22 protein-coding genes and 1 pseudogene are annotated in these 23,360 nt (G+C 64.9%); 5 read left to right on the top strand and 18 right to left on the bottom strand.

Going from position 1 to position 23,360, the window contains the following annotated elements:
- Window positions 1-371 precede the first annotated feature (371 nt).
- A complete protein-coding gene (locus G370_RS0102640) occupies window positions 372-1,169 on the bottom strand; it encodes a hypothetical protein (RefSeq protein WP_019659214.1) in 798 nt (265 codons plus the stop codon).
- A 250-nt stretch (window positions 1,170-1,419) separates the two neighbouring features.
- Between G370_RS0102640 and G370_RS01000000120660 the strand changes: the two are divergent.
- A pseudogene (locus G370_RS01000000120660) lies at window positions 1,420-1,843 on the top strand (transposase); the annotation flags it as partial.
- Here the strand turns inward: G370_RS01000000120660 and G370_RS0102630 are convergent.
- The 4 genes from G370_RS0102630 to G370_RS0102615 all read right to left on the bottom strand — a co-directional run bounded on the left by G370_RS0102630 (window position 1,827) and on the right by G370_RS0102615 (window position 4,894).
- Window positions 1,827-2,942, bottom strand: a complete 1,116-nt coding sequence (locus G370_RS0102630) for a nucleotidyltransferase family protein (protein WP_026346936.1) — start codon at window positions 2,940-2,942, stop codon at window positions 1,827-1,829. The pseudogene G370_RS01000000120660 and the gene G370_RS0102630 overlap by 17 nt on opposite strands.
- Window positions 2,942-3,565: a Cap15 family cyclic dinucleotide receptor domain-containing protein gene (locus tag G370_RS0102625; protein WP_019659212.1), complete on the bottom strand. Its 624-nt coding sequence runs from the start codon at window positions 3,563-3,565 to the stop codon at window positions 2,942-2,944. Before G370_RS0102625 ends, G370_RS0102630 begins: the two co-directional genes overlap by 1 nt.
- A 207-nt stretch (window positions 3,566-3,772) precedes the next feature.
- Window positions 3,773-4,072, bottom strand: a complete 300-nt coding sequence (locus G370_RS1000000121150; protein WP_080112495.1) for a hypothetical protein — start codon at window positions 4,070-4,072, stop codon at window positions 3,773-3,775.
- Between the two features lie 429 nt (window positions 4,073-4,501).
- Window positions 4,502-4,894, bottom strand: coding sequence for a barstar family protein (locus G370_RS0102615; RefSeq protein ID WP_019659210.1), 393 nt, complete (start codon window positions 4,892-4,894; stop codon window positions 4,502-4,504).
- 626 nt (window positions 4,895-5,520) lie between these two features.
- Between G370_RS0102615 and G370_RS0102610 the strand changes: the two genes are divergently transcribed.
- The 3 genes from G370_RS0102610 (at window position 5,521) to G370_RS0102600 (ending at window position 9,796) form a co-directional block, all read left to right on the top strand.
- A complete protein-coding gene (locus G370_RS0102610) occupies window positions 5,521-7,743 on the top strand; it encodes a methyl-accepting chemotaxis protein (protein ID WP_026346935.1) in 2,223 nt (740 codons plus the stop codon).
- 166 nt (window positions 7,744-7,909) lie between these two features.
- The gene (locus tag G370_RS0102605; protein ID WP_014646414.1) at window positions 7,910-8,278 is read left to right on the top strand and encodes a glycine zipper 2TM domain-containing protein; all 369 of its coding nucleotides are present in this window, start codon (window positions 7,910-7,912) and stop codon (window positions 8,276-8,278) included.
- Between the two features lie 141 nt (window positions 8,279-8,419).
- Window positions 8,420-9,796, top strand: coding sequence for a hypothetical protein (locus G370_RS0102600; RefSeq protein ID WP_032955119.1), 1,377 nt, complete (start codon window positions 8,420-8,422; stop codon window positions 9,794-9,796).
- Between the two features lie 51 nt (window positions 9,797-9,847).
- Here the strand turns inward: G370_RS0102600 and G370_RS0102595 are convergent, their stop codons facing one another.
- The 5 genes from G370_RS0102595 to G370_RS0102575 form a co-directional block, all read right to left on the bottom strand.
- Window positions 9,848-10,969: an ABC transporter permease gene (locus G370_RS0102595; RefSeq protein ID WP_026346933.1), complete on the bottom strand. Its 1,122-nt coding sequence runs from the start codon at window positions 10,967-10,969 to the stop codon at window positions 9,848-9,850.
- Complete coding sequence (locus tag G370_RS0102590; protein WP_019659206.1) at window positions 10,966-12,153, bottom strand: ABC transporter permease; 1,188 nt, start codon at window positions 12,151-12,153, stop codon at window positions 10,966-10,968. Before G370_RS0102590 ends, G370_RS0102595 begins: the two co-directional genes overlap by 4 nt.
- On the bottom strand, window positions 12,138-13,151 hold the full coding sequence (locus G370_RS0102585; RefSeq protein ID WP_019659205.1) for an HlyD family secretion protein: 1,014 nt from the start codon (window positions 13,149-13,151) through the stop codon (window positions 12,138-12,140). Before G370_RS0102585 ends, G370_RS0102590 begins: the two co-directional genes overlap by 16 nt.
- Complete coding sequence (locus tag G370_RS0102580; RefSeq protein ID WP_019659204.1) at window positions 13,144-14,550, bottom strand: TolC family protein; 1,407 nt, start codon at window positions 14,548-14,550, stop codon at window positions 13,144-13,146. The genes G370_RS0102585 and G370_RS0102580 overlap by 8 nt, the downstream gene beginning before the upstream one ends.
- A 78-nt stretch (window positions 14,551-14,628) precedes the next feature.
- Window positions 14,629-15,522 carry a LysR family transcriptional regulator ArgP gene (locus G370_RS0102575; protein ID WP_019659203.1) on the bottom strand — a complete coding sequence of 298 codons (894 nt, stop codon included), beginning with the start codon at window positions 15,520-15,522 and terminating at the stop codon, window positions 14,629-14,631.
- Window positions 15,523-15,628: 106 nt separating this feature from the next.
- Here G370_RS0102575 and G370_RS0102570 point away from each other — a divergent pair, with 106 nt between their 5' ends.
- Window positions 15,629-16,243, top strand: a complete 615-nt coding sequence (locus tag G370_RS0102570) for a LysE/ArgO family amino acid transporter (RefSeq protein ID WP_019659202.1) — start codon at window positions 15,629-15,631, stop codon at window positions 16,241-16,243.
- On the opposite strand, the gene map is transcribed toward G370_RS0102570, so the two are convergent.
- The 8 genes from map to G370_RS0102530 all read right to left on the bottom strand — a co-directional run bounded on the left by map (window position 16,240) and on the right by G370_RS0102530 (window position 23,354).
- Window positions 16,240-17,022 (bottom strand): type I methionyl aminopeptidase, encoded by a 783-nt coding sequence (map, locus tag G370_RS0102565; protein ID WP_026346932.1) that lies wholly within the window; start codon window positions 17,020-17,022, stop codon window positions 16,240-16,242. The genes G370_RS0102570 and map overlap by 4 nt on opposite strands.
- 10 nt (window positions 17,023-17,032) lie before the next feature.
- A complete protein-coding gene (locus G370_RS0102560) occupies window positions 17,033-17,245 on the bottom strand; it encodes a ParD-like family protein (RefSeq protein WP_019659200.1) in 213 nt (70 codons plus the stop codon).
- Between the two features lie 68 nt (window positions 17,246-17,313).
- The gene (locus G370_RS0102555) at window positions 17,314-17,673 is read right to left on the bottom strand and encodes a bleomycin resistance protein (protein WP_019659199.1); all 360 of its coding nucleotides are present in this window, start codon (window positions 17,671-17,673) and stop codon (window positions 17,314-17,316) included.
- Between the two features lie 141 nt (window positions 17,674-17,814).
- Window positions 17,815-18,699, bottom strand: coding sequence for an arginase family protein (locus G370_RS0102550; protein WP_019659198.1), 885 nt, complete (start codon window positions 18,697-18,699; stop codon window positions 17,815-17,817).
- A 3-nt stretch (window positions 18,700-18,702) separates the two neighbouring features.
- Window positions 18,703-19,767, bottom strand: a complete 1,065-nt coding sequence (locus G370_RS0102545) for a GNAT family N-acetyltransferase (RefSeq protein WP_019659197.1) — start codon at window positions 19,765-19,767, stop codon at window positions 18,703-18,705.
- A 28-nt stretch (window positions 19,768-19,795) separates the two neighbouring features.
- The gene (locus G370_RS0102540) at window positions 19,796-21,196 is read right to left on the bottom strand and encodes an aspartate aminotransferase family protein (protein ID WP_019659196.1); all 1,401 of its coding nucleotides are present in this window, start codon (window positions 21,194-21,196) and stop codon (window positions 19,796-19,798) included.
- A gap of 64 nt (window positions 21,197-21,260) precedes the next feature.
- On the bottom strand, window positions 21,261-21,977 hold the full coding sequence (locus G370_RS0102535; RefSeq protein WP_019659195.1) for an MtnX-like HAD-IB family phosphatase: 717 nt from the start codon (window positions 21,975-21,977) through the stop codon (window positions 21,261-21,263).
- Between the two features lie 168 nt (window positions 21,978-22,145).
- Entirely contained in the window at window positions 22,146-23,354 is a 1,209-nt protein-coding gene (locus tag G370_RS0102530) for a DegT/DnrJ/EryC1/StrS family aminotransferase (RefSeq protein WP_019659194.1), read from the bottom strand.
- Window positions 23,355-23,360 lie beyond the last annotated feature (6 nt).

Here is a 23,360-nt window from a genome sequence, read left to right as displayed (position 1 = left end):
GGCGGCCCACCTCGCGCCAAAGCACGCGAGATTGGTACCAAGACACTGGCGGGAGCCAGGTGCCCGTGGAACAATCGGCAGGGGTCAGTAGGGGGCGCATATTCATACGATAAGCCAACTGTCTTGGAGGTCAAGCTAGGTCGGAGGGTGTCTCATTTAGTGCTGAGACTGAAGGCCCTAAAACGTTGCAGCCAAAAGGTATCAGGAACACAACGGTCTGTAGGTCCTGCTTCGAAGGCGCGCCCACACTGTGTTTGAGGACGAGACGTGGATGTCCCTCTCAGTGACGCTGGATGGGCGACTAAGTCGGTTGAGCAGACGCGAAGCCGGACAGTGCTTGTCAGCTGTGAAGGCTGCGATAGAAACGCATCTTAGGTCCGTCGACGATCTCGCTCTCGGATATTCTTCACATACTTGGCATCCTTGGCGGACTCCGCGGGAAGGTTCAACAGCACGTTCGCCAAGGTTGCGATCGATTCATCGGACAAGCGGAACGACGCAGGAAGCCCACCCAAGCCTGCGTGTTGATTCTCCGCGATCCCCTCTTCAATGGCTCGAACAAAGTCAGCCACGGACGGGCGTGAGGTCTGGGACATGGCCGCCGAGCGGGGGTCATGGGAGTGCACATTGGCATTCTCTGCGTCAGTCCCAATGGCCCGAATCATTTCCGAGAGGCTTGGCCAATACTTCAGGTCGAACTGACAGAGGTTTTCCAGCCTTTCCTTCAGGAAAGACTTGTAATGCCCATTACATTCGCTGGCCCGGTCGATGACTTCGACAGGGTGATACAAGGTGTCACTGCTGAACGGTCCGCGGTTGTTTATCTGTTCCCTTTCTTCCAGTAGTTCCGCCATGTGATCCGCCAGGCCAGCAATGGCCTCATTGACTTTGTCCAAGCGCTTGCGGGCTGAACGATCGGCGATGTTCTTCTCGGGCGTCCAATGCGCTCCAGTGGCGAGCACGCAGAACTCAAGAAATACCTTCCACTCAATGCCGTCAAAACCCAGGGACCGCTCAAGTTCCTGGTAGACCGAGCGAAGTTCCAGTCCTCGGCTGAGCATATTCCGAGCCACCTCACTTTCCGAAGGAACGATGTCTTCGGCCTCGTTTCGGCGGATCTGCTCCTGTAGAAAATCTTCACATTTGAGTTGGGCGTTGTTCAAAGACACTGCGGTGCTTCCTGGCTTCAAGTGGCTCCAACGATAGGGGGCATGTCGAAACCCGTCGACATCTGAAACGCGATTTCCGATCTGGCTTTGGGATCCTGACTCTGACTGCTGCCCGCGCGGGAGGGATGAACAGGTAGTCCAGCAGCCCCGCGAGCCACCAATGTAGGGTTCGCCTTGCCCCGCCGCTGGGGGTTCCGCCCGTTCTCATGGACAGTTAAAAGAAGGCCGACTCCGGCCATGAGGAGTGTTCATGTCAATACGTAGGAAGTTCAGTGCCGAGCTCAAGCGCGGTGCGGTGGAGGAGATGAGCCAACCGGGCATCAGCTACGCCTAGGTGGCCCGGGAGTTGGAACCCGCGACAGTCTGCTGACCCGCTGGAAGCGCGAGGCGTAGAACTCGGAATCGGCCGCCTTCGATGGCAGCGGAACGCCACGTGACGAAGAGTTGACTCGAATCAAGCGCGAGTTGGCGTGGGTAAAGCAGGAACGGGGTCTTTTGCGAGAAGCGGCGGCGTTCTTTGCAAAGGGATCATCCTGAGGTATCAGGTGATCGAACGTTGCCTCAACGAGTTCCCAGTCTGACTGATGGGCCGCTGCCTTAAGGTAACGACCAGCGGCTACTACGAGTGGAGTATGCGTACCTCGAGTGCCCGGAAGGTCATAAGTGAACGGATCTAATGAGTTGGCGCCGCTCGCTGTGGTTGTTCGCAGGAAGTCCGATGCTGTTCTCGTTTGCGACGGCTTCAAGTAGCCTGTCTACTTCACAAGAAAGGGTCAACAAGGAGCTCCACTTGGCTGGACTGTCAAAGATGACTCGCGTCCCATCCGGTACGAGTAAAAGCTTTGCGTAATCGGGACGATGATACAGGTCGTCAAGATGGCGCTGAGTCTCCGCTAAGACGGCGAGCTCATACGAATGTCCGGTCCGCAGAGCTGCCATGTCGGCGTGGAACATGATGGCAGCAAGGTCGAAGCTCGTGAGCATGATGTCCTGATCCGCGTCTGCCTTGATATTCTTGATGAGTCGAATGGCTTTCTTCAAAGAACCCATGGCAACAAGGTCTCGATCTGAAACTTCCTTGATGTGCTTAAATGGGTAGTTAGTCATCGTGGCATTGTTCTTCTTGTCCAAGATGATGACCCCCCGATCATGGAATGCTCCACTACGTTGGTAATCGGCAGAGTCATACCAATGGGAAGGCACAACATCAATTGAGCGGGGAAGAGAGCCGCCTGAGATCTTGATCGCTTTGCTCCCGCGCTTATCTACTGTCGCGGCTGGAAAGGCGCTTTCGAGCTCGGATTCTTCTTGTGCGCGCAGGTCTTTAAGTTGCTGCAATGAAGTTAGGGTTGTGGGGTAGTAGGCGCCTGATGTTCCTCGCGGACCGCTGGGGTCGTAGCTCAAAAATTGCGATGAGATAAGAGTAAGAAGATCTACATCGCTGACGCCACGAATGTGCACATTGAGTGGTACGGAGCCTTGTAGGTGAAACTCAAGCGTGAACCGTTCGATGCGGTTTCCTAGCTGCTTCGCTACACGCAGGGCGGTCTCTATGCTGATGCGCGTGTAGTCTGCGTCGACTTCCTGCATCGCACCCAAAACATAGCGAGTGTTGGGCTTGCTGGTTGCTTTTGTCTCCCAGGCCTCCTGCTTCCAAATCTTCTCTATGTACTTGGCCAGCGCAGCGCTATCCTGCGCCATGAGGTTAACTCGATCTTCGCCACTGCGTCGCGCTTTCAGTGCGGCAATACGCTGATCAACGGTTCTTGCCATTACTGCCTCCGAAGTTTGAGGGTGCCCGACGAGTGGCGGCCGTCACCGTTGAAATAGTCGCCCTTGCCAGTTTTAAGATCTTTAGCAAAGACCAGTTTTGCAAACCCCCGATGCGCATTGAGCTCTGTTCGGCCGGGCTTGGGGTCGTTGCGATAGCTGTAAAGCAGAACAAATCCTTCGATGGGGTCGGAAACGAGTCCGGCAACGTCACTGTTGGACTTGGACAACCCAGCGTCGAGGTGGATGCGCACCTTGTCCCAATCTTGGGTGATCGTCATGGTTCCCTGCCAATCAACGGCCAGTGAGTCAGGACGTGGAAATGGATGGCCCTCACAGATCCAAGTTCCCGAGAGATCCGCAACCTTCAGCCACCCTGCGACGAGCGGCACACGCCACATCCAGCGGCGGAAGATCAGGTATAGAACGGTATAAACCGTGCCCGCACCAGCTAGAGAGAGGATAACGGGCGGCAGGTTTGCGCCAAGCCCAAGCCCCTTTGCGAGGTCTACGGCTTCGAGGAGCGCCCAGACCAAGATCCCTGAAACCACTGACGCGGTCCTGGCGAGATATTTTCCGATCTGCGCCCGATTGACACCGCCAAGCACCACATACTCGTGATCCATTTTGAGTCCCCTGTGTTCCATATGCGCACGATATCGGGAAATCGTCGCAAAAGGCGCGACTGGGTGCGTTTTAATTGAGGCCGATAAGAGGGGTGAGGGCGTGACCTGCGAATGAGCGGAGGTCACTTCCTTCCAGCTGTCACTGCACCTTAGCCGCTTTCCTCTGCAGTAGTAGGCGGAGGGCGAAGCTCCCCGCCTGGGATCGCCTCATCCAGGGTAATGCGGCGACAACCGATTCCAGTTGTCCACCACCCATGTGGTAACGGTTTGGCGTCCGGGTGCAGTGGACTTGAAGTGCTCTTTCAGCATCCACTCAACAATGAGACGGGTCTTGACAGGGAGGTCGACGCCATCTTTGCCGGTCAGGCTGTTGAGATAGAGCAGCATCTCATAGCCCTCATTGCGGCTGAGGTGATGGGCGTCGTCCGCTATCAGCTTAGGATTGTCGCCCTCAGAGACTCTCCAGCTGTATTCATAACGAAGTTCGGAACGCTTGATTGCAGGCATAGCATCGAGCTCCAAAAGATCCGGTTTGGATCAGGGGGGACTTGAGGCCGCCTGCAGCGGCAATCAAGGGGATGCGTCTGATGGTGTTGTCCTGGACGGCAAGCCGTCCAAGCCATCAGTGGAGAGGGAGCCTGGCCTGGATTCATTTGCCTGTTGCGGAATTGTTGCGACAGCCCTTCCTGCAACTCAACAACATTCGATTCCGTTGCTGCACAAAGGAATTTTCCCATAAGATCTCTCTGCACCCGTTCTGCTTCATCAACGGGGTATGTTCGGCGGACTTGTCTTTGGACATGGGACTCGTGAATCGGGGCGTCCGGCCGCGCCGGAGGGCGGCGGCAGCGGAGCCGGTACAGGGCCGTCCATGGTAACTGCTGGGGCGCAGGGCTGCCGCCACTGGTGGCAGGCCGGTGCGGCACGAAAAAGGGTTCAGGCCGGGACCAGGGTGATCTGCCGATGGCTGTCGAAGATCTGCATGACGATCTCGAAGTAGGTCGGGCCCTCGCCCTGTCGCACCGCCTGCAGCCGGCGGGCGATCGCCCGCGCGTTGAAGCTGCCTGGTGCGTCCAGCTTGGCCTGCAGCCACTGGCAGGTCGCCTCCACGCCCAGCGCCGAACGGCTGTGGGCGATATCGCGCCAGATCAGCGTGGCCTGCGCGTGGCCAGCCAGTGCGCCATAGCCGCCATGCAGCAGGTCGTCCAGTGCGTCCAGGCTCGGCCCGAGCTGCCATGCCTCGCCGGCCATGAACACGCGGTTGATCTCCGTGTAAAGGCTGGCGATGTCATCAATGGCGGCGCCTTCAATCTGCAGGACGAGGGTCATGCGCCGACTGTAGCGTGGTCCGCGCTGTTGGTGATGGCCCAGCACGAGAGAGCTTTGCGCGGTCGGTCCGGGCTGAATGCCATATGGCATCGCGGTGCGCCTTTGCCACAGGTCACGACGGACGTCGAAGGATGCGTAGAGGGCCAGCGACGATGCGAATCATTGCACTGGCTACGTGGTGGCTTGCTCTGCAGTGGGCGGACGCCACGCCGCCATGCATCTTCTGCATCGGTCATGGATGCCAGGGACTACTCCGGAGAAACACCGATACTGAGCGCGAGTTCATGGGGCTTTCTCGAGAAAGTATCGAACGTTCTTTCCCAGGCCAGAGGCGGAAGGAAGCGTGGCACATGCCTCTGATGGCTTCTTCGCAGCCCAAGTTAATGCTGGCTACTCGTTCTCCATGCGCCGTCACCGGCTCGCAAAATGAATAACCCGCATTCAGGTCGAATATTGGGTGGTCCGATGCACGTTTGCAATGCGCGGCTGCAGGAATTTGCCGGTGCGCGGTTTTCACAACAGCCCGCACATTTCAGGATATCTGGATCGATACAATAATATCGGCCCATAAAGTTTCCCCTGCCTGCGCCGCCATCGACCGTAGGCCATTGATCAAGGGAATTGAGATGCTCGCCTTACGCAACCTCCGAGTGGGATCCCGGCTGGGCGCCGGGTTTGGTTTGCTGCTGCTGTTCATCGTCGCCATCGTCGGCCTGGCGCTGTACGGAAATCACCTGAAGTCCACCCAGTTCGAGAAAGTGGTGGACGTCAACATGGTGAAAATGCGGTTGTTGAACGAGATGCTGGATACCAACAATGCGGTGCTGATGCAGCGCCGGCTGATGGTGATCAAGCGCGGTGAGGATTTCGACAGGGATTATCGGAAGGCGCAGGAGCTGTCGCAGGCGTACGACGCCATATGGGCCAAGTACATCAAGATTCCGCGTGATGCCACCGGCGATACGCTGGTCGCGCGGATCGACGCGGCACGCAAGGCCACCGACGCGTCCACCCGGCAACTGCATGAGCGCATGAAGGCCGGCGATTTCGACGGTGCAGCCAAGGAGCTGCTTGCCGAGCAGGGCCTGGCGACGGCCTGGAACGAGGCGATCTCCACCCTGCTGCGGCACCAGGAGGTGCTGACGGCGCGCAGCCGCGAGGACTACCGCGCGACCGAGGCGTGGACCGGCACCTTGTCGATCGTGTTCGGCGTGCTGAGCCTGATACTCGGCTCGCTGGCCGCATGGGCCATCACCCGCAGCCTGACCCGGCCGCTGGAGGGAGCCGTGAAGCTCGCCGATGGCATCGCCAACGGGCGGCTGGACAGCAGCATCGACGCCTCCGGCAACGATGAGGTGACGCAGCTGCTCAGGTCGATGCAGCGCATGCAGGCGCAATTGCAGTCTGTGATGGCGGCGCAGGGGGAACTGGCTCGCCAGCACGATGCGGGCAGCCTCAGCTATCGCATGGATGAGAGCGCCTTCCCCGGTGACTACGGGCGCATGGTGCACGAGACCAATGCGCTGGTCGGCTCGCATGTGCAGGTGCAGAACCGGTTGATCGAAGTAATGAAGCACTACGCCCGGGGCGATCTATCGGTAGACATGGATCCTCTGCCGGGCGAGAAGGCCGCGATCACCCAGGCGATGGACGAGACCAAGGCCAGCCTGTCAGCGATCAACGGTGAGATCCGCAGGCTGGCGACGGCAGCAGCGGCGGGGGACTTCAGCCTGCGCGGTGACGAGCAGCGCTTCGCTCACGATTTCCACGACATGGTGGCCGGGCTCAACCGGCTGATGCAGACCACCGACGAGAACCTGGTGCAGGTATCGAGCCTGTTGCAGTCCATCTCGCGCGGTGACCTGACCGTGCGCATGCAGGGGGACTTCCACGGCGTGTTCGCCCGGATGCGCGATGACTGCAACGCCACCGTCGACCAGCTCACGCAGATCGTCGGCCGCATCCAGGCCAGCGCGTCCAGCATCAACTTGGCGGCAGGCGAGATCGCCGCGGGCAACACCGACCTGTCGCGGCGCACCGAGCAGCAGGCGGCGAACCTGGAAGAGACTGCGGCGTCGATGGAGGAACTGACCTCCACCGTGAAGCAGAATGCCGAGCACGCACGCCAGGCCAATCAACTCGCGATCGGCGCGCACGGTGTCGCTTCGCAGGGCGGCGAGGTGGTCGGCCAGGTAGTCACCACGATGTCGGCGATCGAGGCCTCGTCGAAAAAGATCGCTGAGATCATCTCGGTCATCGATGGCATTGCTTTCCAGACCAACATCCTGGCGTTGAACGCGGCGGTGGAAGCCGCGCGAGCTGGTGAACAGGGCAGGGGCTTTGCGGTGGTGGCCAGCGAGGTGCGCACACTGGCTCAGCGCTCGGCGGGTGCGGCCAAGGAAATCAAGGGCCTGATCGAGGATTCGGTTGGCAAGGTCGCCGACGGCTCGGCGCTGGTCCGCCAGGCTGGCACCACCATGGGCGAGGTGGTGGCCTCGGTGCAGCGGGTGACCGACATCATGGCCGAGATATCTGCCGCATCGCAGGAGCAGAGCTCGGGCATTGAACAGGTCAACCAGGCGGTGGTGCAGATGGACGAGACCACGCAGCAGAACGCGGCGCTGGTGGAAGAGGCCAGCGCCGCGGCTCGTTCCATGGAGGAGCAGGCCAATCTGCTGGCCGAAGCGGTTTCGGTGTTCCGCATCAGTGCGGCAACCACGGCCGCAGCCGTGCGCCCGGTCCTGGCCGCAGTCGCGGCGAAAGTGACTCCGGTACGCCGGCCGGGGGTACTGGTACCACGCATCGAGCCGACGCTGGCTGCGAACGCGGGCGGCTGGGAAGAGTTCTAGCAACAGCGCATGCCGGCAGGGAGACGGCGCCCATCACGATCGTTGACCGTGATGGGCGCGGATTTTTTCCCTGAACGCGCGATGGCCGGCGAGGTTGGGGGCACGCCCATTTCACTTCCGGTTGCCAACCGCTGGGGGACACTGGCCCCGTACCGGAACTCAGGAGATGGCCATGAAGACCTCGACCCGATTGCTTGTGCTGGGTACCCTGCTGGCGGCCTCGTCGGTGGCCGGCGCGCAGACTTACGGCCCGCGTGATGAGGGGCGCAGGTTCAACGACGGTAGCCGCGTGGTCTGCAAGAACGTGGAAGTGCAGCGCAACTCGCGCGATCCGAACCGCATTGCCGGTACGGCAACCGGCGCGGTAATCGGCGGCCTGCTGGGCAACCAGGTGGGCGGCGGCAACGGCAAGAAGCTCGCCACCGTGGCGGGCGCCGTGGCCGGTGGTGCGGCTGGTCGCCAGATCCAGGGCAACAGCCAGCAGAAGAACGGCGACCGCGTCGTCGAGCGCCGCTGCGAACGCGTCTATCGTTGATCGGTCGCTGCCACACCTGTTCGGCCCTTCCACATCGCAATATTCGAACGCCGGCCCCGCGCCGGCGTTCGTCGTTCCGGACCCGTATCGCTGAATCTGGCGTCATGCCTATACTGCGCCGACTCAACGGATGAACGTCCAGTGAACGAATCGGCTCCAGCTCCCCAACCGGCACCGCTCGCCGGGCATGACCCGATAGCGGAAGCGACCGCCCATACCCAACGGGTGCGTGATCGCACCGATGAACTCGAGCTGTTCATTTCGGGCCTGCTGGCGTTCGCGCTGCTGGCCGTGCCGGGCTATCTGTTCGACGCCTGGGCGCGCAGCAGCCTGCACACCGAAGGTATGTACTTCCAGATGCTCTGGTTCGGTTTCAGCATCAGTGTCGGCATGTGCTATGTGCTGGCAGTCGCCTTGATCATCCACCTCACGGTGCGCGGCTACTGGATCGGGCTGATCGGCCTCCGGTCGCATTTCCCCGATGGCATTGACTGGGCGCGCCTGCCAAGAATGGGGGCGGTCACGCGCGCTTTCCTGCAGGCCCGGGACGGAGGCCTCGATGGCAGCATCGAACGGGCCGACCGGCTGGCGACGATGCTGTTCTCGACCACCCTGCTTGCCGTACAGACATTGGCGGGCACGCTGGTGTTGGCCGTCCTGACGCTCGGTGTGTCGATGGTGATCGGCGCGCTGTCAGGTGGCGCCGATCATGTCGCCATGCTCGCCCTGTGCAGCGTGCTGGCCGCACTGTTGACGCTGGCTGTTACCCCCGGGATCCTGGAAAAGATCGTGGCGCGGCGGCAGGCGCGCGGGCAGCCCCATGAGCGACCGCAGCGACTCCTGCAGGGCATGCTGGCGGCCCTGCAACGGGTTCCGCTGTTGCGCCTGATGCAGACCATGCAGCTGACCATGCAGAGCAACCTGCGCTCGCGCTCGTTCATGGCGGCCTACCTGTTCGCGGTGCTGGTAGCGATGCTGCTGGCCGCCGTGCAGGTGATGGCGTCGTTGAAGTTCTCGCTGTTCAACCGGTACCAGATCGTCACGGAAGCGGCGGTTGAGCACGGCATGCTGAGTGCGCATTACGAATCGATGCGTTCGGCGCATGACCAGCTGCTGCCGTACCCGATGATCCCGTCGGACACGATCAGCGGTGGGCAGCTTCGCGTGTTCATTCCGCATCGCCCGCAACGCGACAATCCGCTGGCGCGCCAGCATTGCACCGCACTTCCGGACGCGCACAATGAAGCCTCCGGGCAACAGGCCGCCAACGCCGCAGTGGAGTGCCTTTCCCGGCTCTGGCAGGTCAAGCTGGACGGCACCCCGGTCGACCTGCATGGCTTCGTGCCCATGGAGCGGCGCGACCTGGATATGCGTGGCCTGGTGGGGTACCTGCCTACCCGCGGCCTCGCGCCCGGACGCCATGACCTGGAACTGGTGTGGAATGCCACAGGCGGCGAGCGCGGGGGCGGACGGCGTCGCGCGTTCCGCATCCCGTTCTGGTACGCCCCGGATCCCTGAGCGTCGGCTCGAAGCGGCCATGCCGCGGCCCTTGAACAGGTTGCCTGCGACTTAATCCCCTCCGTCCCCTTTTCGGGCCAGGAGGCGCCAGGCGGCGAGGCTGCCGTAAAGCAGCAGCAGAAGGGTGAGGGTGATCAGTTCGTGGCTGACGTCGGTCAGGCGGGCATCCATCTGGTTCAGGCGCACCATCAGGTTGATGCCCGAGGTGGTGGGCAGCAGCTGTGCCAGCCAGACCAGCGGTTGCGGCGTCATCACCGCCGGCCACGACAGGTTGGCCAGGAAAAACAGCGGGATCGAGGTGGCGACGATGTACTGGAAGGCGCGCTCGCGGGTGCGGAAGAAGCTGCCGACCAACAGGCCGAAGGCCACGGTGACGGCGATGAACAAGGTGCCGCCCAGCAGCTGGCCTATCGGGTTGCCGCCGCGCGGGTAGTCCTGCGCCCAGGCAGTGAAACCGGCGTACCAGAACAGGCCGAACAGTCCGATCAGGCCGAAGCCCAACGCCATGCCGGCCAGCGTCGGCAGGTCGAAGCGCAGGCGCCGGCCCAGTGCGAGGCGGCGGCCGCCGAGCAGAACGCCGATGCCCATCAACAGCGTCTGGTGCACGATCAGCTCGGCCACCCCGGGCACGATCGCGCTGCCATAGCCTTCCTGGGTGTTGTGCAGCGGACGCTGCACAAGCGTGACCGGCAGGGCCTGGGGTGCACCCATGAAGGCGGCCTGGCCGACCACGGCATCACGCCCGAACGCACCCAGCGCGTCAGCTACGCTGCCCAGCACCCAGCTGGCGCGGCCCAGGTAGGCGCCGTTGCCAAGCAGTACCAGCTTGGCTGGATGGCCGCGCAGGATGTCGCGCTCCAGATTGGCCGGGATCACGACGATCCCCTCGGCCTGGCCGGCTTCCAGCTGCCGGCGTGCGCTGTCGACGTCCGCCGGTTGCCCGACCACGCGCGCAACGCGCAGTGCGTCGAGCTTGCGCAGCAGCTCGCGGCTGGTCGCGCTGTGGTCTTCGTCCACCACCAGCACCGGCAGGTTGCCGGCCACCTGGTGCCGGTAGGCGGCCGGATAGAAGAACGAGTACAGGATCACTGCACCGACCATCACCACGATCGCGTAGCGGTCGCACAGGACCGCCATCAGGGTCTGCCGGAGGCTGCGCCAGAGTACGCTCATGCGTCGCCCCCCGCCGGCTGTGCGGCTTCTGGGGTACGCGCAAAGGCGATCAGGCGCAGCCCGCCGATGCCCCCGGCCACCACCGTCATCAATAGCAGCGTAGCCAGCGGCCATGCCGAAACCTGCAGCGGCGAGCCGATGAACTGCTGTTGGGTCTGCAGCTTGATGTAGGCGCTCAATGGCAGCAGCTGATGCCAGATGCGGGTGAACAACGGCCCGTCCAGCACCGGGAACGTGGCGCTGGAGAACGCCAGTGCGGTGCCGATGCTGAGGCCCACCGCGGACAGTGCGGTGCCCATGTCGCGGGTGACGCCGACGAAGAACAGCGCGTAGGCGGCGGTGGCCAGGTAGAACAACGGCTGCGCGAGCAGCAGCAGAAGTACGCTGCCGGCCACGCCGTCGCCACGCAGCCATGCCAGGTAACCGATGCCGAGCGCGCCATACAGCGAGAACAGCAGGAGGTACGGCGCGACCTTGCCGGCAATCGCCGACCACGGCGTGCGGCCCAGCCAGGCGGGCAGGGTGCCATCGCGGACCTCGCGGCCGAGGCTGCCGGCCACCGCAAGTGCCAGTACCAGTGACAGCACCGCCGGGAAGATCAGCGGCAGCAGGAACAGCTCGTAGCTGCGTGCCGGGTTGTAGAGGATGTCCGACTGCACAGCGATCGGCGCCGCACGCAGCTTGCCCGGGCCGACCTGCAGGCCAATGCGCTCGCGCAGCAGGCGTGCATTCCATGCGGAAACCGCCTCGCCGATGTCGCGCGCCGCCGACTGGCCGGTGGTCATGTACGTGGCGTTGTAATAGGCGAACACCGTGCCCTGGCGGCCGCGCAGCGCTTGGCGGGTGACGTCGCGCGGCACCAGCACGATGGCGAATACATCCAGGCGGCGCAGCTGCGAACGTGCGTCTTCCATGTCCGCTGGCTGGCTGGCGACGCGTACGCCGGGACTGGCGTCGAGCATGCGCAGCAGCAGGCGGCTGTCACTGCTGTGGTCAAGGTCAACCACAGCAATCGGGATGTCGCGCATCACCGACGGCGTGAACATCCATGCCATCACTACCAGCATCAGTAGTGGCAGCAAGGTGACCAGCAGCAGGTCGGCACGGTTGCCGCGCAGCGACTGCAGCTCGCGTCGCCACGAAGCGGCGAAGCCGTTGCGGTCCGGGCTCAGTGCTGGGGCCATGCGAACAGCACGCTCATGCCGGGGCGGAAGCCCTCGATGCGGCGTACCGGGCGCACCCGCACCTCGAAGCTGCGGACGTCATAGCCGGACGACTGGCGGGTGGTACGCCAGGTTGCATAGTCACCGGCCGGATTGATGAAGTAGACCTCGAATTCGCCGTCCAGGCCGAGCGCCGGCACGCTGCCCTGCAGCTTGCTGCCGACCTTCAGGCCCTGCATCTGCGATTCGCGCAGGTTCATGGCGACCCACATGCGGTCGATGTCGACCAGGGTGAACACCGGATAGCCGGCCGGCACCAGCTCGCCCGGGTCGGCCATGCGCTTGTTGATCTCGCCCGCCACCGGCGCGCGTCCCTCCACTTCGGCACGCGCCGCGTTGACTTCGGCCACCGCGCCCTGCGCCTGCTGCACCTGGCCCTGCGCGGCGCGCTTGTCCTGCTCTCGGGCGCCGGCCAATGCCATGTCGTACTGCGCGCGGGCGGCGCGGGCCAGTTCGCGCGAACTGGTGGCCTGGGCATGCGCTTCATCGCGCTTCTGCCGGGTCATCACCCCTTCGTTGAACAGGTTCTGCACGCGCCGGTAGGTGGCTTCGGCCAGTGCCGCGCCGGCTTCGGCGCGCTTCCAGTTCGCTTCGGCGGCGCGGATGTCTTCGCTGCGCGCGCCTTCGTCGGCCTTGTCGGCCACCGCCTGCGCAGCCGCCAATGCGCCGTGCGCCTGCTGTTCCTTGGCGGCCACTTCGGGGCTGTCGAGCAGGAACAGCACCTGCCCGGGCTGCACGCGATCGCCCTCGCGCACCTTCAGCTCGGCCACGCGCGCGGTGATCTTGGCGGCCACGTTGATCGTATCCGCATCGGCCATGCCCTGGATCTGGTCGGCCGGGCTGCGCCAGGCCAGCCACAGGCCCAGCACCACCGCGACCAGGAGGACCACCAGCAGGATCGGTCCCAGCCGTCGCTTGCCGGGGGGCGTCGTCGCATCGTCGTGCAGCACGTCACTCATGGTCGATCACCTCGTCCGCACGCCGCCGGAATTCTTCGAAACGGTCCATCTGTCCACTGATCTCCAGCAACTGTGCCAGCGCAATGTCGTATTGGTAGGCGGCCTGTGCGCGCTCGACACGGGCGCCGCCCAGGCCGAGCCGCGCATCGATCACATCCAGCGAGGTGGCCTGGCCTTCGCGGAATGCCAGCTCCTGCAGGCGCAGGTTTTCCTGTGCCTGGGCGATGCTGCTGTCGAGCAGCACGAACTGCTGGCGCGCGGTTTCCAGTTCGTTCCAGGCCTTGCGCACACCCAGTGCGACCTGGTTCTCGGCCTCGCGCAGGCCGGCTTCGGCCTGGTCCTGTTGTGCACGCGCGGCGCTGATCTGCGCCGGCCGCGAGTTCGGTGACAGGAAGGTGTACTTCAGCCCGATGCCGAACGCCCAGTCCGGGTCGGTCAGCATCTCGTCGCGGCGACGGAAGTCATATTGGCCGAAGGCGAAGATCTGCGGCTTCAGCTTGGCCTGCAGCACGCGCACGCCCTGTTCGGCCTGCGCCACCATCGCGCGCAAGCGCGCGATCTGCGGCTGGCGCGCCTGCGCCGTGCGCTCGAAGCTGGTCACCGGTTCCAGCGGCACGCGCTGCACGAACAGCGGCGACACCGGCTGCACCTCGCCACCACTGCGCAGCAGCGTGGACAGCGCGGCCTTCAGCGTGGCCAGGTCATTCACCGTCTTCTGATACTCGCGCTCGGCCTTGTCGCGGGCCACGGTGGCCTGCAGGCGCTGGGCGCGGGTGGCGAAGCCCTCGCGTTCGAGCTTTTCGGCATCGGACAGGTGGCGGTTGAGGCCGTCGCGCACGTCGCGGCGCACGTCCACCGCCTGCTCGGCCAGGCGCTGGCCGAAGTAGGCCTGGGCCAGCTGCACGGTCAATGATTGGCGCTGTGCCTCGCGCTCGGCGTTGGCCTGCTCATGGGCGGCGCTGGCCGCACGTTGCGCGGCCGGGATCACGCCGCCGGTGTACAGCGGCAGCACCGCGGTCACTACCGGGCGTGTACGCCAGTCGCGCTCGGTGAACGACAGTGGCGAATCGATACCGAAGGCTTCAGCCACCGGCGCCAGCGAACCCAGTGGCAGGGTCAGGGTCTTCTGGAACTGCAGGCGGCGCACTTCGCCGGTGATCTCCGGCAGGCGCAGCAGGCGCGTGGCGTCCTGCAGGTCCTGCTTGTTGCGTACCGCTGCATCAGCGGCCGCCAGCGCATCGGAGACCTGCTCCAGGCGTTGCCGTGCCTGTTCCCAGTCCAATGCGGGGGCGTCGTTGCTGTTCTGCGCGGACGCAGCGGTTGGCAGGCAGGTCGCCAGCACCAGCGCCAGTGCGGCCTTCGCGCGGTGCATCCTTGTACGTCGGCCGATCACGCCCATGCCGTCCCAGTGGTAAAGAAGTGCGCAAACGGTAGTGCGCGCGGCGTGAAGCCCGGGTCTGCGATCATCGTTTTGTCCTCAACGAAGGGTGCCGCTGGCCGCAGTGCGCAGCGCCTGGGTGATGTGCTGCAGCGTGCTTGAGCGCACGGCGGCATGCTGCCAGTACAGCGGCACATCGAGCCAGCGGCGGGGTTCCAGGACCACCACGCGGCCAGCGCACACGGCGGGGGCGACCAGGGTTTCCGGGGCCATGCCCCAGCCGAGTCCGCACGCGGCGGCTTCGACGAAACCGGTGGAGGAGGGCAGGTAGTGTAGCGGCGGCTGCAGGCGCGCGCGGGTCAGGCGCCGCACGAAGCGCCATTGCAGTTCATCTTTGCGGTTGAACACCAGCATCGGTGCGCGCGCCAGGGCCGCGGCCTGCATGCCATCGTTGAAGTACTGGCGGGCGAAGCCGGGCGAAGCGATCGCGTGGTAACGCATGGCGCCGAGCGGGTACACGTTGCAGCCCTTCACCGGCTGGCTTTCGGCGGTGACCGCGCCGAGCACGCTGCCATCGCGCAGCAGTTGCAGGGTGTGGTCCTGGTCGTCCATGCGCAGGTCGAACAGGTAGCCATGGCGCTGGTGCAGGTCGGCGATGGCCGGCACGAACCAGGTGTCAAGCGAGTCGTCGTTGACCGCCAGGGGGATGGGCGTACGCGCAGCGTCGTTGCCACGCTCGGGCAGCAGCTCGGCCAGCGCCTCGGCTTCCAGTGCCTGCATCGGCCGTACCCGGCGCAGCAGTGCTTCCCCCGCAGCGGTCGGTCGGCAGGGTGCCTGGCGCACCACCAGTACCTGGCCGAGGCGGTCTTCCAGCGCCTTGACCCGCTGCGATAGTGCCGACGGGCTGATCGACAGGCGGTGTGCCGCGGCCTCGAAGCTGCCTTCTTCCAGCACCGCAGCGAATGCGGCCAGCTGCGGATGTACCAGGTCCATGCCGTCGCCTCTTCAGTTTTCCTGCACAGGATAAAGAAAAATCAGATTGTCTAAACAGGGCAATTGGCCGCACCCTGCGCGTCCCCTCGCTGCCTGGGCCTTCCTGATGTGGATCGCCGCCATTGCCGCCGGCCTGTTCGCGGGTGCCGGCCTGATCATCGCCATCGGCGCACAGAATGCCTTCGTGCTGCGACAAGGGTTGCAGCGTCGGCATGTCGGAACGGTGGTGGCTGCCTGTGCCGGCGCGGACATCGCGCTGATACTGGCCGGCGTCGGCGGCATGGGCGCGCTGGTGCTGCAGTGGCCGCTGCTGCTGCAGGGGCTGCGCTTCGGTGGCGCCGCGTTCCTGCTGTGGTATGGCCTGCGGGCAGGGCTGCGCGCGCGGCGCGGAGGCAGTGCACTGGCCGCGGCCGAGACGCAGGGCGGCAGCGCGCGCCAGGTGCTGCTGACCTGCCTGGCCTTCACCCTGCTCAATCCGCACGTCTACCTGGATACCGTGGTGCTGCTGGGCAGTCTGTCCACGCGCTACCCGGGTGACCTGCGCTGGGCCTTCGCCGCCGGGGCGTGTCTGGCCAGCGTGGCCTGGTTCTGTTCTCTGGGCTATGGCGCGCGCCTGTTGCAGCCAGTGTTCCGCAAGCCAGGTGCCTGGCGGGTGCTGGATGCCGCCGTGGCGGTCTTCATGTTCTGCCTGGCGACACTGTTGCTGTTGCGTCCGCTCTAGGCCGCGTCCACCGCGCACAATGGCGCTTCGCCGGGGCGCAGGGTCAGTACGCGCACACCGTTGCGGGTGACCGCCACCGTGTGCTCGAACTGCGCCGACAGCTTGCCGTCGCGGGTGTAGACCGGCCATTCGTCCGGCTGCTGGCGGATGGCCGGCTTGCCCTGGTTGAGCATCGGCTCGATGGTGAACACCATGCCTTCTTCCAGCACCCTGCCGGTGTTGGGATGGTCGTAGTGCAGGATCTGCGGTTCTTCGTGCATTTCCTGGCCGATGCCATGGCCGCAGTATTCCTTCACCACGCTGTAGCCGTGGCTGCGCGCGTGGCGGGCGATGGCGTGGCCGATATCGCCCAGGCGCGCGCCGGGGCGCACCGCAGCGATGCCTTTCCACATCGCCTGGTAGGCGGTCTGCACCAGCCTGCGCGCGGCGTAGTCGACCTCACCGACCAGGTAGGTGGTGCTGGAGTCGGCGATGTAGCCGTTCTTCTCCAGGGTGATGTCGAGGTTGACGATCTGGCCGCTGCGCAGCACGTCGGTGGTGCTGGGCACGCCGTGGCAGATGACGTTGTCGATCGAGGTATTGAGCACGTACGGGAAGCCGTACTGGCCCTTGCTGGCCGGCCGCGCCTGCAGCTCGTCGACGATCATGCGTTCTACGAAATCGTTGATCTCCATCGTGCTGCGGCCCTGCAGCGGCAGCTGGTCGAGTGCGGCGAACACCTGGGCCAGCAGGCGACCCGATTCGGCCATCAGCTCAACTTCTTCCGGCCGTTTGATGATGCCCATGGACTCAGGCCTGACCTGGCGCCAGCAGCGGCGGCTGCACCCCGGCCGCGCGCAGTTCACTGGCGACGATGTCCTGGAAACTCAGCGTCGGGTTCATTTCGCACAGCATGCCGACCCGGATCCAGAAGTTGGCCTGGGCGTTGATCGAACGGCTGGAGACAGTGCAGGCACGGCGCAACTGGTCGTGCAGGGTGTCATCGATGTTGACGATGCCCATGGGCGGTCCTGGAGGGTTCAATATACGAAGCGTATATGTTTCGTATATTCATCTCAACCCGGCGTCGTTCAGTCCACGCGTGTGGCGAAGCGCAACCGGTTGTCGTCCGGGTCGCGCAGCAGCATTTCGCGGCTGCCCCATTCGGTGTCATGCGGCGGCTGCTCGATCGGCACGTTGGCCGCGCTGAAGGCGCGGTGCAGGCTGTCAACATCGTCGACGATGAAGTACACCGCGCCGCCGACCTCACAGTCGCCGCTGTGCTCGGTGAGGAAGATCGTCTGGCCGTCGCGGGTGAGCTGGGCGAACAGTGGGAAGCCTGGTTCGAAGCGGTGTTCCCAGTCGACTACGAAACCCAGTCCCTGCACGTAGAACGGCAGGGTGGTATCGGCGTGGTGCATGCGCAGTTGCGGGATGACGGTCTGGGGCATCGCGGCGGCTCCGGGGCGGAAGTCCAGTGTAGTGCCGGCCGCTGGCCGGCATCCGCATGCGCCCGGGAACAACGAGGTTGCCGGCCAGCGGCCGGCACTACCGGAGCTACGCCGGCCAGCGGCCGGCACAACCGGACGCGGTCAGCAGGCGGTTGGCACCGAAGCCATAGCCGCCAGCAGCTCGCGGTTCACCTGCTGGTGCCGCGCCTGCCACGCGGGCAGGTCATCGACACGGATGTCGGGCTGGCCATCCAGCGAGGACAGCCAGCGCTTGAAGCGGCTGCGGTAGTGGGCCAGCGACACTTCGCCGGTGATGTCACTGCCGACCAGGCCACCGGCGCGCAGTGCTTCGATCACCACCAGCGCGTGTTCCAGCTGGAAGCGGCCCTGGTCCCAGTTGCTGCGGGCAACGTCCTCGGCGAACACATCCTTGTCGATCGACAGATAGGTCGGCTGCGGTGACGTGGCCTGCTCGGCGGCGAACGCGGCGACCAAGGCCTCGGGATGCTCGAAACGGCGGAAGGCGTGGCCCATGCCGAGGCGATGGCCCCAGCCCACGTCCACATCCATGCACCAGTAGGTCAGGCGACCGCACATCAGCGGTCGCCAGTGGTTCTCCCAGGCATGACCGAGGCCGATGTCCCTGGAGGTGACGCCGAGCACATGGATGTGCGAGATCTGCGGTAGCTTGCTGGCGGCGTTTATCCACGAGCCGCAGTGCATGCCGAACGGGAAACGCATGTTGTCCGGATGGTTGTCCAGCACGACCAGCTGGAATGGCGCCTGCCCATGCATGCGGCGCAGCAGCGGCAGGCTGAGATGGTGGAAGTCACCACTGCCGAGCATGACCGTGCCGAGCTGCGCGGGCAGCGGTGCCAGCACTTCGGCGGCGAAACGGTCCAGGGTGGCATTGCTGCAGGCGAAGCGCAGCGGGTCGTGCCACTGCGGCAGGGCCAGGATCTGCGCCCGGGGCAGCGGCAGCACGCCACCGTCCAGGTCCAGGATCAGCGGCGAACGCACCGGCATCGTTCAACCGCCTCCATCAGGTTCGCCCTGCAGGTACGGGGCCAGCCTGCGAAGGGCGGCACGCAGCAGCGGGGAACGGGCATGGATCGCATGCCGGGTGGAGGTGAAGCGCGCACCCAGTTCGGCCTTGATGCGCGAGTCGGTCCAGCCGGCCACGTAGTGGCTCAGGCCGTGCTGCAGGGCGTACTCGATGTTGTGCATCCAGCTGACCGCGTACAGGTTGTGCTCGCGTGATTGCGGGTAGGCCAGGCCGATGTACTTGTCCACCAGCTTTCCGGCGTGGATGTAGCACAGGTTCCAGCCGATCAGCAGACCCTGGTGGCGGTACAGGAACATGCGGCCCTGGCCCTGGCTGTCGGCCAGCAGGTATTGGAAGTAGGGCAGGTCGAGCTGGTCGAAATGCACCGCGCTCTGCGCGAACACGCCCAGGTACAGCGCGTACAGTTCGCCCTGCAGTTGCGGGTCGGCCAGGGCCGGATCACCGGTGGCGATGCAGTCGATCTGCAGCTCACCGCGCGAGCGCAGCTTGCGCCGGATGTTCTTGCGGCGCGAGGACGACAGGCGGCCGAGATAGCCATCGATCGAATCGAAATCGATCGCCACCCAGGCCAGTGGCATGCCTTCCAGTTCAACGAAGCCGCGCGCCAGCAATGCCTGCAGGAAGGCGCCGCTGTGCGCGTTGGCGGCATCATCCAGCAGCGGTGAATCGATGGCCAGGTCCTTGACCACCAGCAGCCGGGTATCGTCGATCGCGTGACGCGTCACGTCCTCGGCCAGCGCCTCCGGCGCCACGTGCGCCGGCAGCGGGGTGTACTCGGTGCTGGTGGCACCGACGAAACGGGTCTTCCAGGTGATCCATGGCCGCCACAGGCGCGACAGCGGCAGGCCGAGCAGCCTGCCGCGCAGTTCGTCGTCCATCGCGGTGGTCAGGTCCAGCGGCGCACGGAAGGTCGGCAGGCCACTGGGAAGGCGGCCTGCCTCGAATCCGAGCGGCGGATGGGCCAGGAAGCCCTCCAGCAGCGCGGCCGGTTCCAGCGCGGTGCTGGATGCGCGTGACGTCATCTCCATCGGCACGGGAACCGGCGGCGCACCGGCCTCAGCCCTTGGCCTTGGTCAGCGCCTGGTCGAGCAGGGTGATCGCCAGGCCGATCTCTTCGTAGCTGATGTCCAGCGACGGCGCGAAGGTGATCACGTTCTTGTACCAGCCACCCACGTCGAGCACGAGGCCCATGCGCTTGCCGTCGTGCAGCAGGTCACCGGCCAGGCCGATGTCGACCATTCGGTCCAGCAGTTCCTTGTTCGGGGTGTAGCCGTCGGCCTGGCAGATCTCGGCGCGCAGGGCCAGGCCCAGGCCGTCGACGTCGCCGATTTCCGGGTGGCGCTTCTGCAGGCCACGCAGGCCGTCTAGGAAGTAGGCGCCCTTTTCCGGCACGGTGCGCTCGTAATCCATTTCCTTGCCCAGCTTCAGCACTTCCAGGCCCAGGCGGGTGCCCAGCGGGTTGGAGTTGAAGGTGGAGTGGGTGGAGCCCGGCGGGAACACGGTCGGGTTGATCAGCTCCTCGCGCGCCCACAGGCCCGACAGCGGGTTCAGGCCATTGGTCAGCGCCTTGCCGAACACCAGCACGTCCGGGGTCACGCCGAAATGCTCGATCGACCACAGCTTGCCGGTGCGCCAGAAGCCCATCTGGATCTCATCGACCACCATCAGGATGCCGTACTTGTCCAGCACGCGCTTGAGGCCGGTGAAGAAGTTGCGCGGCGGGATGACGTAGCCGCCGGTGCCCTGGATCGGCTCGACGTAGAACGCGGCGTACTCGGCCTGGCCGACCTTGGGATCCCACACGCCGTTGTACTCGCTTTCGAACAGGCGCTCGAACTGCCACACGCAGTGGTCGGAGTACTCGTCCGGGGTCATGCCCTTCGGGCGACGGAAGGGGTACGGGAACGGGATGAACATCGCGCGCTCGCCGAAGTGGCCGTAGCGGCGGCGGTAGCGGTAGCTGGAGGTGATCGACGACGCACCCAGGGTGCGGCCGTGGTAGCCGCCCTCGAAGGCGAACATCAGGCTCTTGCCGCCGCGCGCGTTGCGCACGATCTTCAGCGAGTCCTCAATGGCCTGCGCGCCGCCGACGTTGAAGTGCACGCGGCCGTCGAGGCCGAACTTCTCGTGCATGTCCACGGCAATGGTCTTGGCCAGCTGCACGCGGGTCGGGTGCAGGTACTGGCTGGCGACCTGCGGCAGGGTGTCGATCTGGTCCTTCAGTGCATCGTTCAGTCGCTTGTTGCTGTAGCCGAAGTTGCAGGCCGAGTACCACATCTGCAGGTCGAGGTAGGGCACGCCCGCACCGTCGAACATGTAGCTGCCTTCGCCGCGCTGGAAGATCTTCGGCGGGTCGACGTAGTGGACGGTATCGCCGAAGGAGCTGTAGCGGGCTTCGTCGGCCAGCAGCTGCGCATCGGAGGCAGCCGCGTCGGCGTTCTTGTCAAAAATGTTCATGCAGTTCGGTTCCGTGAAGGACGTTCGAAAGGGAGGACGGGGGAGCGCGGCTGGAAGGGAGTGCTCAGGCGGTGGCCAGCAGCAGGGGCAGTGCGGCGGGCTGCGGGCTGGCGTCGGGGCGACGTGGCTGCAGCAGGCTGCCATCGAGCAGGCGCGGCAACAGTGCGATTGCATCGTGGAAGGTATCGATGGCGGCATGCGCGATGCCGGCCTTCGTGCAATGGGTGATCAGGCGGCGCTTGGCGAACACGAAGTCGGCGTCTTCAGAGACGCAGAAGTCCGAGCTGCCGTCGCCGATCATCAGTACGCGGGGGGCTTCGTTGGCGCGCGCCTGCGCAGCGCAGGTGCACTTGCAGGTCCCGCTGCGGCACCCTTCGGCCTGGTAGGGCGACTCCAGTTCCCAATGGTCTTCGCACCAGCGCAGGTGGTTGGCCACCACCGGCAGCGGTGGCAGACCATGGTTGGCAAGTATGCGGCGGATCGCGTAGTCCAGGCCGTCGCTGACGACGCGCAGCGGCAGGCCCAGCTGTTCGGCGCGGCAGACGAAGGCCGCGAAGCCCGGATCGATCTGCACCTGGTCCAGGTGTGCGTCGAGCGTGGCCGGGTCCAGCTTCAACAGCCGCACCTGGCCCTGCATGCATTCACGCGAGCCGATCTTTCCCGCCTTCCACTGGTCTTCCAGTTGCTGCCAGCCCGGCTGGCCGTACTTCTCCAGCAGCGCGTCGATGACATCTTCGAGGCTGATGGTGCCGTCGAAGTCACACAGGATGCTCCAGTGCATGGGCAGGTCCGTCGATGAGAGAAACGTCCGGCACGATGCCGGGGCAGGCTCAATGTAGGCAGGCCGCCTTTCGTGTTCCTTTCCTGTTGAAAGCCTGCACCGCAGGCTGGGGAAAGTGTTCAGGAATCGCGCTTGCTGAACGGGCGTAATGCCCTGGAAACCGCGGTTTCAGAGCTGCGCAGCGGCCAGCGCCCGCAGGATCTCCGCGGTTTCCTCACGGGTCTGCCAGGCGCTGTTGCCAAGGGTCAGCATGCGTGCGGCGAAGTCACGTGCATTGGGCACGTTCTCCTGCGGCACGATGCCACGCAGGTAGGCGTAGTCGGGCAGAGCATGGATGAACATGCGGCTGGCGCCGAGGCCGCGCGGCCACAATGTGTCCAGTGCGGCGTCACGCGCGCGCTGGCTGGGCAGCAGTAGCATCAGCATCGGCCAGGTGCCGCCGCTACCGGCCAGGCCATCGACCACCTCCACCGCCGGCAGTTGTGCCAGCTGCACGCGCAGCTGCAGTGCGCGCAGGCGCCCGGCCTGCAGGAACGCCGGCAGCCGCCGTGCAGCATGGGCACCGATGTTCTGCCGCCATCGGCTGACCTGGTGCTGCGGTATGTCCAGCGGGAAAACGTCACCGACCGCGTCTTCCAGATCGCCACGCTGCAGTGCGCTGCGCAGCGGATTGCCGTACACCAGCGACAGCAGCGAGGGGCGATAGCAGGCGGCAAGGCCAAGCAGCTGCACACTGCGAAGCAGCTCCCAGCGCAAGTTGAAGCGCACGTGTTCGGCGGCATGCTCGGCCAGTTCGGCGCGCAGTTCGTCATCGCGGCTGACCAGCAGGCCGCCTTCGTGCAGGCTCAGTCCCTTCCCTGCAGCGAGGCTGAAGAATCCGATATCGCCACGCAGGCCGACACTGCTGTTGCCCACCCGTGCACCCAGCGCCTGTGCGGCATCTTCGATGACCCGGGTGCCGGCGCCGCGTGCGATGTCGCAGGCCTGTTCGACATCGGCGATGCGCCCGCCCAGGTGGGTCGGCAGGATCGCCAACGTACGCGCATCGGCTAACCGTTTGAGCTGGCCGGGATCGAAGTCGAAGTGGCCGTGCCGGGTATCGCACGGCTGCACGCGCAGGCCGAGGCTGTGCACCGCGATCGGCACCAGCGGGCAGGTGTAGGCCGGCATGATCACTGTGTCGCGCTTTGGCGCACGCTTGCGCAGGGTGCGCAGCGCGATCAGCAGCGCGTGGGTACCGGAACAGGTCAGCTGCAGCGGCGGTGTGCCGAGCTGCTTGGCCAGGATCTCGCGCAGGTCGCCGCCACCGGGAAGGAAGTCGCTGGCCTGCATCGGCAGGCCAGCCGTCGGCGGCAGTTCGCGCGCGAACAGGCTCATCGCCGC

Origin of the sequence: Stenotrophomonas hibiscicola ATCC 19867 (assembly GCF_000382065.1) — a bacterium.
GTDB lineage: Bacteria > Pseudomonadota > Gammaproteobacteria > Xanthomonadales > Xanthomonadaceae > Stenotrophomonas > Stenotrophomonas hibiscicola.
The sequence above is the reverse complement of the archived record's forward strand: the minus strand, read 5'-3'. Positions and strand labels throughout refer to the sequence as shown.

Bases quoted from the DNA above. Each gene is read 5' to 3' on its own strand.
- G370_RS0102555 (WP_019659199.1), bottom strand. From the start codon at position 17,673: ATGCCCCAGACCGTCATCCCGCAACTGCGCATGCACCACGCCGATACC.
- G370_RS0102535 (WP_019659195.1), bottom strand. From the start codon at position 21,977: ATGCACTGGAGCATCCTGTGTGACTTCGACGGCACCATCAGCCTCGAA.
- G370_RS0102570 (WP_019659202.1), top strand. From the start codon at position 15,629: ATGTGGATCGCCGCCATTGCCGCCGGCCTGTTCGCGGGTGCCGGCCTG.
- G370_RS0102605 (WP_014646414.1), top strand. From the start codon at position 7,910: ATGGCCATGAAGACCTCGACCCGATTGCTTGTGCTGGGTACCCTGCTG.
- G370_RS0102595 (WP_026346933.1), bottom strand. From the start codon at position 10,969: ATGAGCGTACTCTGGCGCAGCCTCCGGCAGACCCTGATGGCGGTCCTG.
- G370_RS0102575 (WP_019659203.1), bottom strand. From the start codon at position 15,522: ATGGACCTGGTACATCCGCAGCTGGCCGCATTCGCTGCGGTGCTGGAA.
- G370_RS0102560 (WP_019659200.1), bottom strand. From the start codon at position 17,245: ATGGGCATCGTCAACATCGATGACACCCTGCACGACCAGTTGCGCCGT.
- G370_RS0102610 (WP_026346935.1), top strand. From the start codon at position 5,521: ATGCTCGCCTTACGCAACCTCCGAGTGGGATCCCGGCTGGGCGCCGGG.
- G370_RS0102530 (WP_019659194.1), bottom strand. From the start codon at position 23,354: ATGAGCCTGTTCGCGCGCGAACTGCCGCCGACGGCTGGCCTGCCGATG.
- G370_RS0102625 (WP_019659212.1), bottom strand. From the start codon at position 3,565: ATGGATCACGAGTATGTGGTGCTTGGCGGTGTCAATCGGGCGCAGATC.
- G370_RS0102615 (WP_019659210.1), bottom strand. From the start codon at position 4,894: ATGACCCTCGTCCTGCAGATTGAAGGCGCCGCCATTGATGACATCGCC.
- G370_RS0102630 (WP_026346936.1), bottom strand. From the start codon at position 2,942: ATGGCAAGAACCGTTGATCAGCGTATTGCCGCACTGAAAGCGCGACGC.
- G370_RS0102585 (WP_019659205.1), bottom strand. From the start codon at position 13,151: ATGAGTGACGTGCTGCACGACGATGCGACGACGCCCCCCGGCAAGCGA.
- G370_RS0102590 (WP_019659206.1), bottom strand. From the start codon at position 12,153: ATGGCCCCAGCACTGAGCCCGGACCGCAACGGCTTCGCCGCTTCGTGG.
- G370_RS0102550 (WP_019659198.1), bottom strand. From the start codon at position 18,699: ATGCCGGTGCGTTCGCCGCTGATCCTGGACCTGGACGGTGGCGTGCTG.
- G370_RS0102540 (WP_019659196.1), bottom strand. From the start codon at position 21,196: ATGAACATTTTTGACAAGAACGCCGACGCGGCTGCCTCCGATGCGCAG.
- G370_RS0102580 (WP_019659204.1), bottom strand. From the start codon at position 14,550: ATGGGCGTGATCGGCCGACGTACAAGGATGCACCGCGCGAAGGCCGCA.
- G370_RS0102545 (WP_019659197.1), bottom strand. From the start codon at position 19,767: ATGGAGATGACGTCACGCGCATCCAGCACCGCGCTGGAACCGGCCGCG.
- G370_RS1000000121150 (WP_080112495.1), bottom strand. From the start codon at position 4,072: ATGCCTGCAATCAAGCGTTCCGAACTTCGTTATGAATACAGCTGGAGA.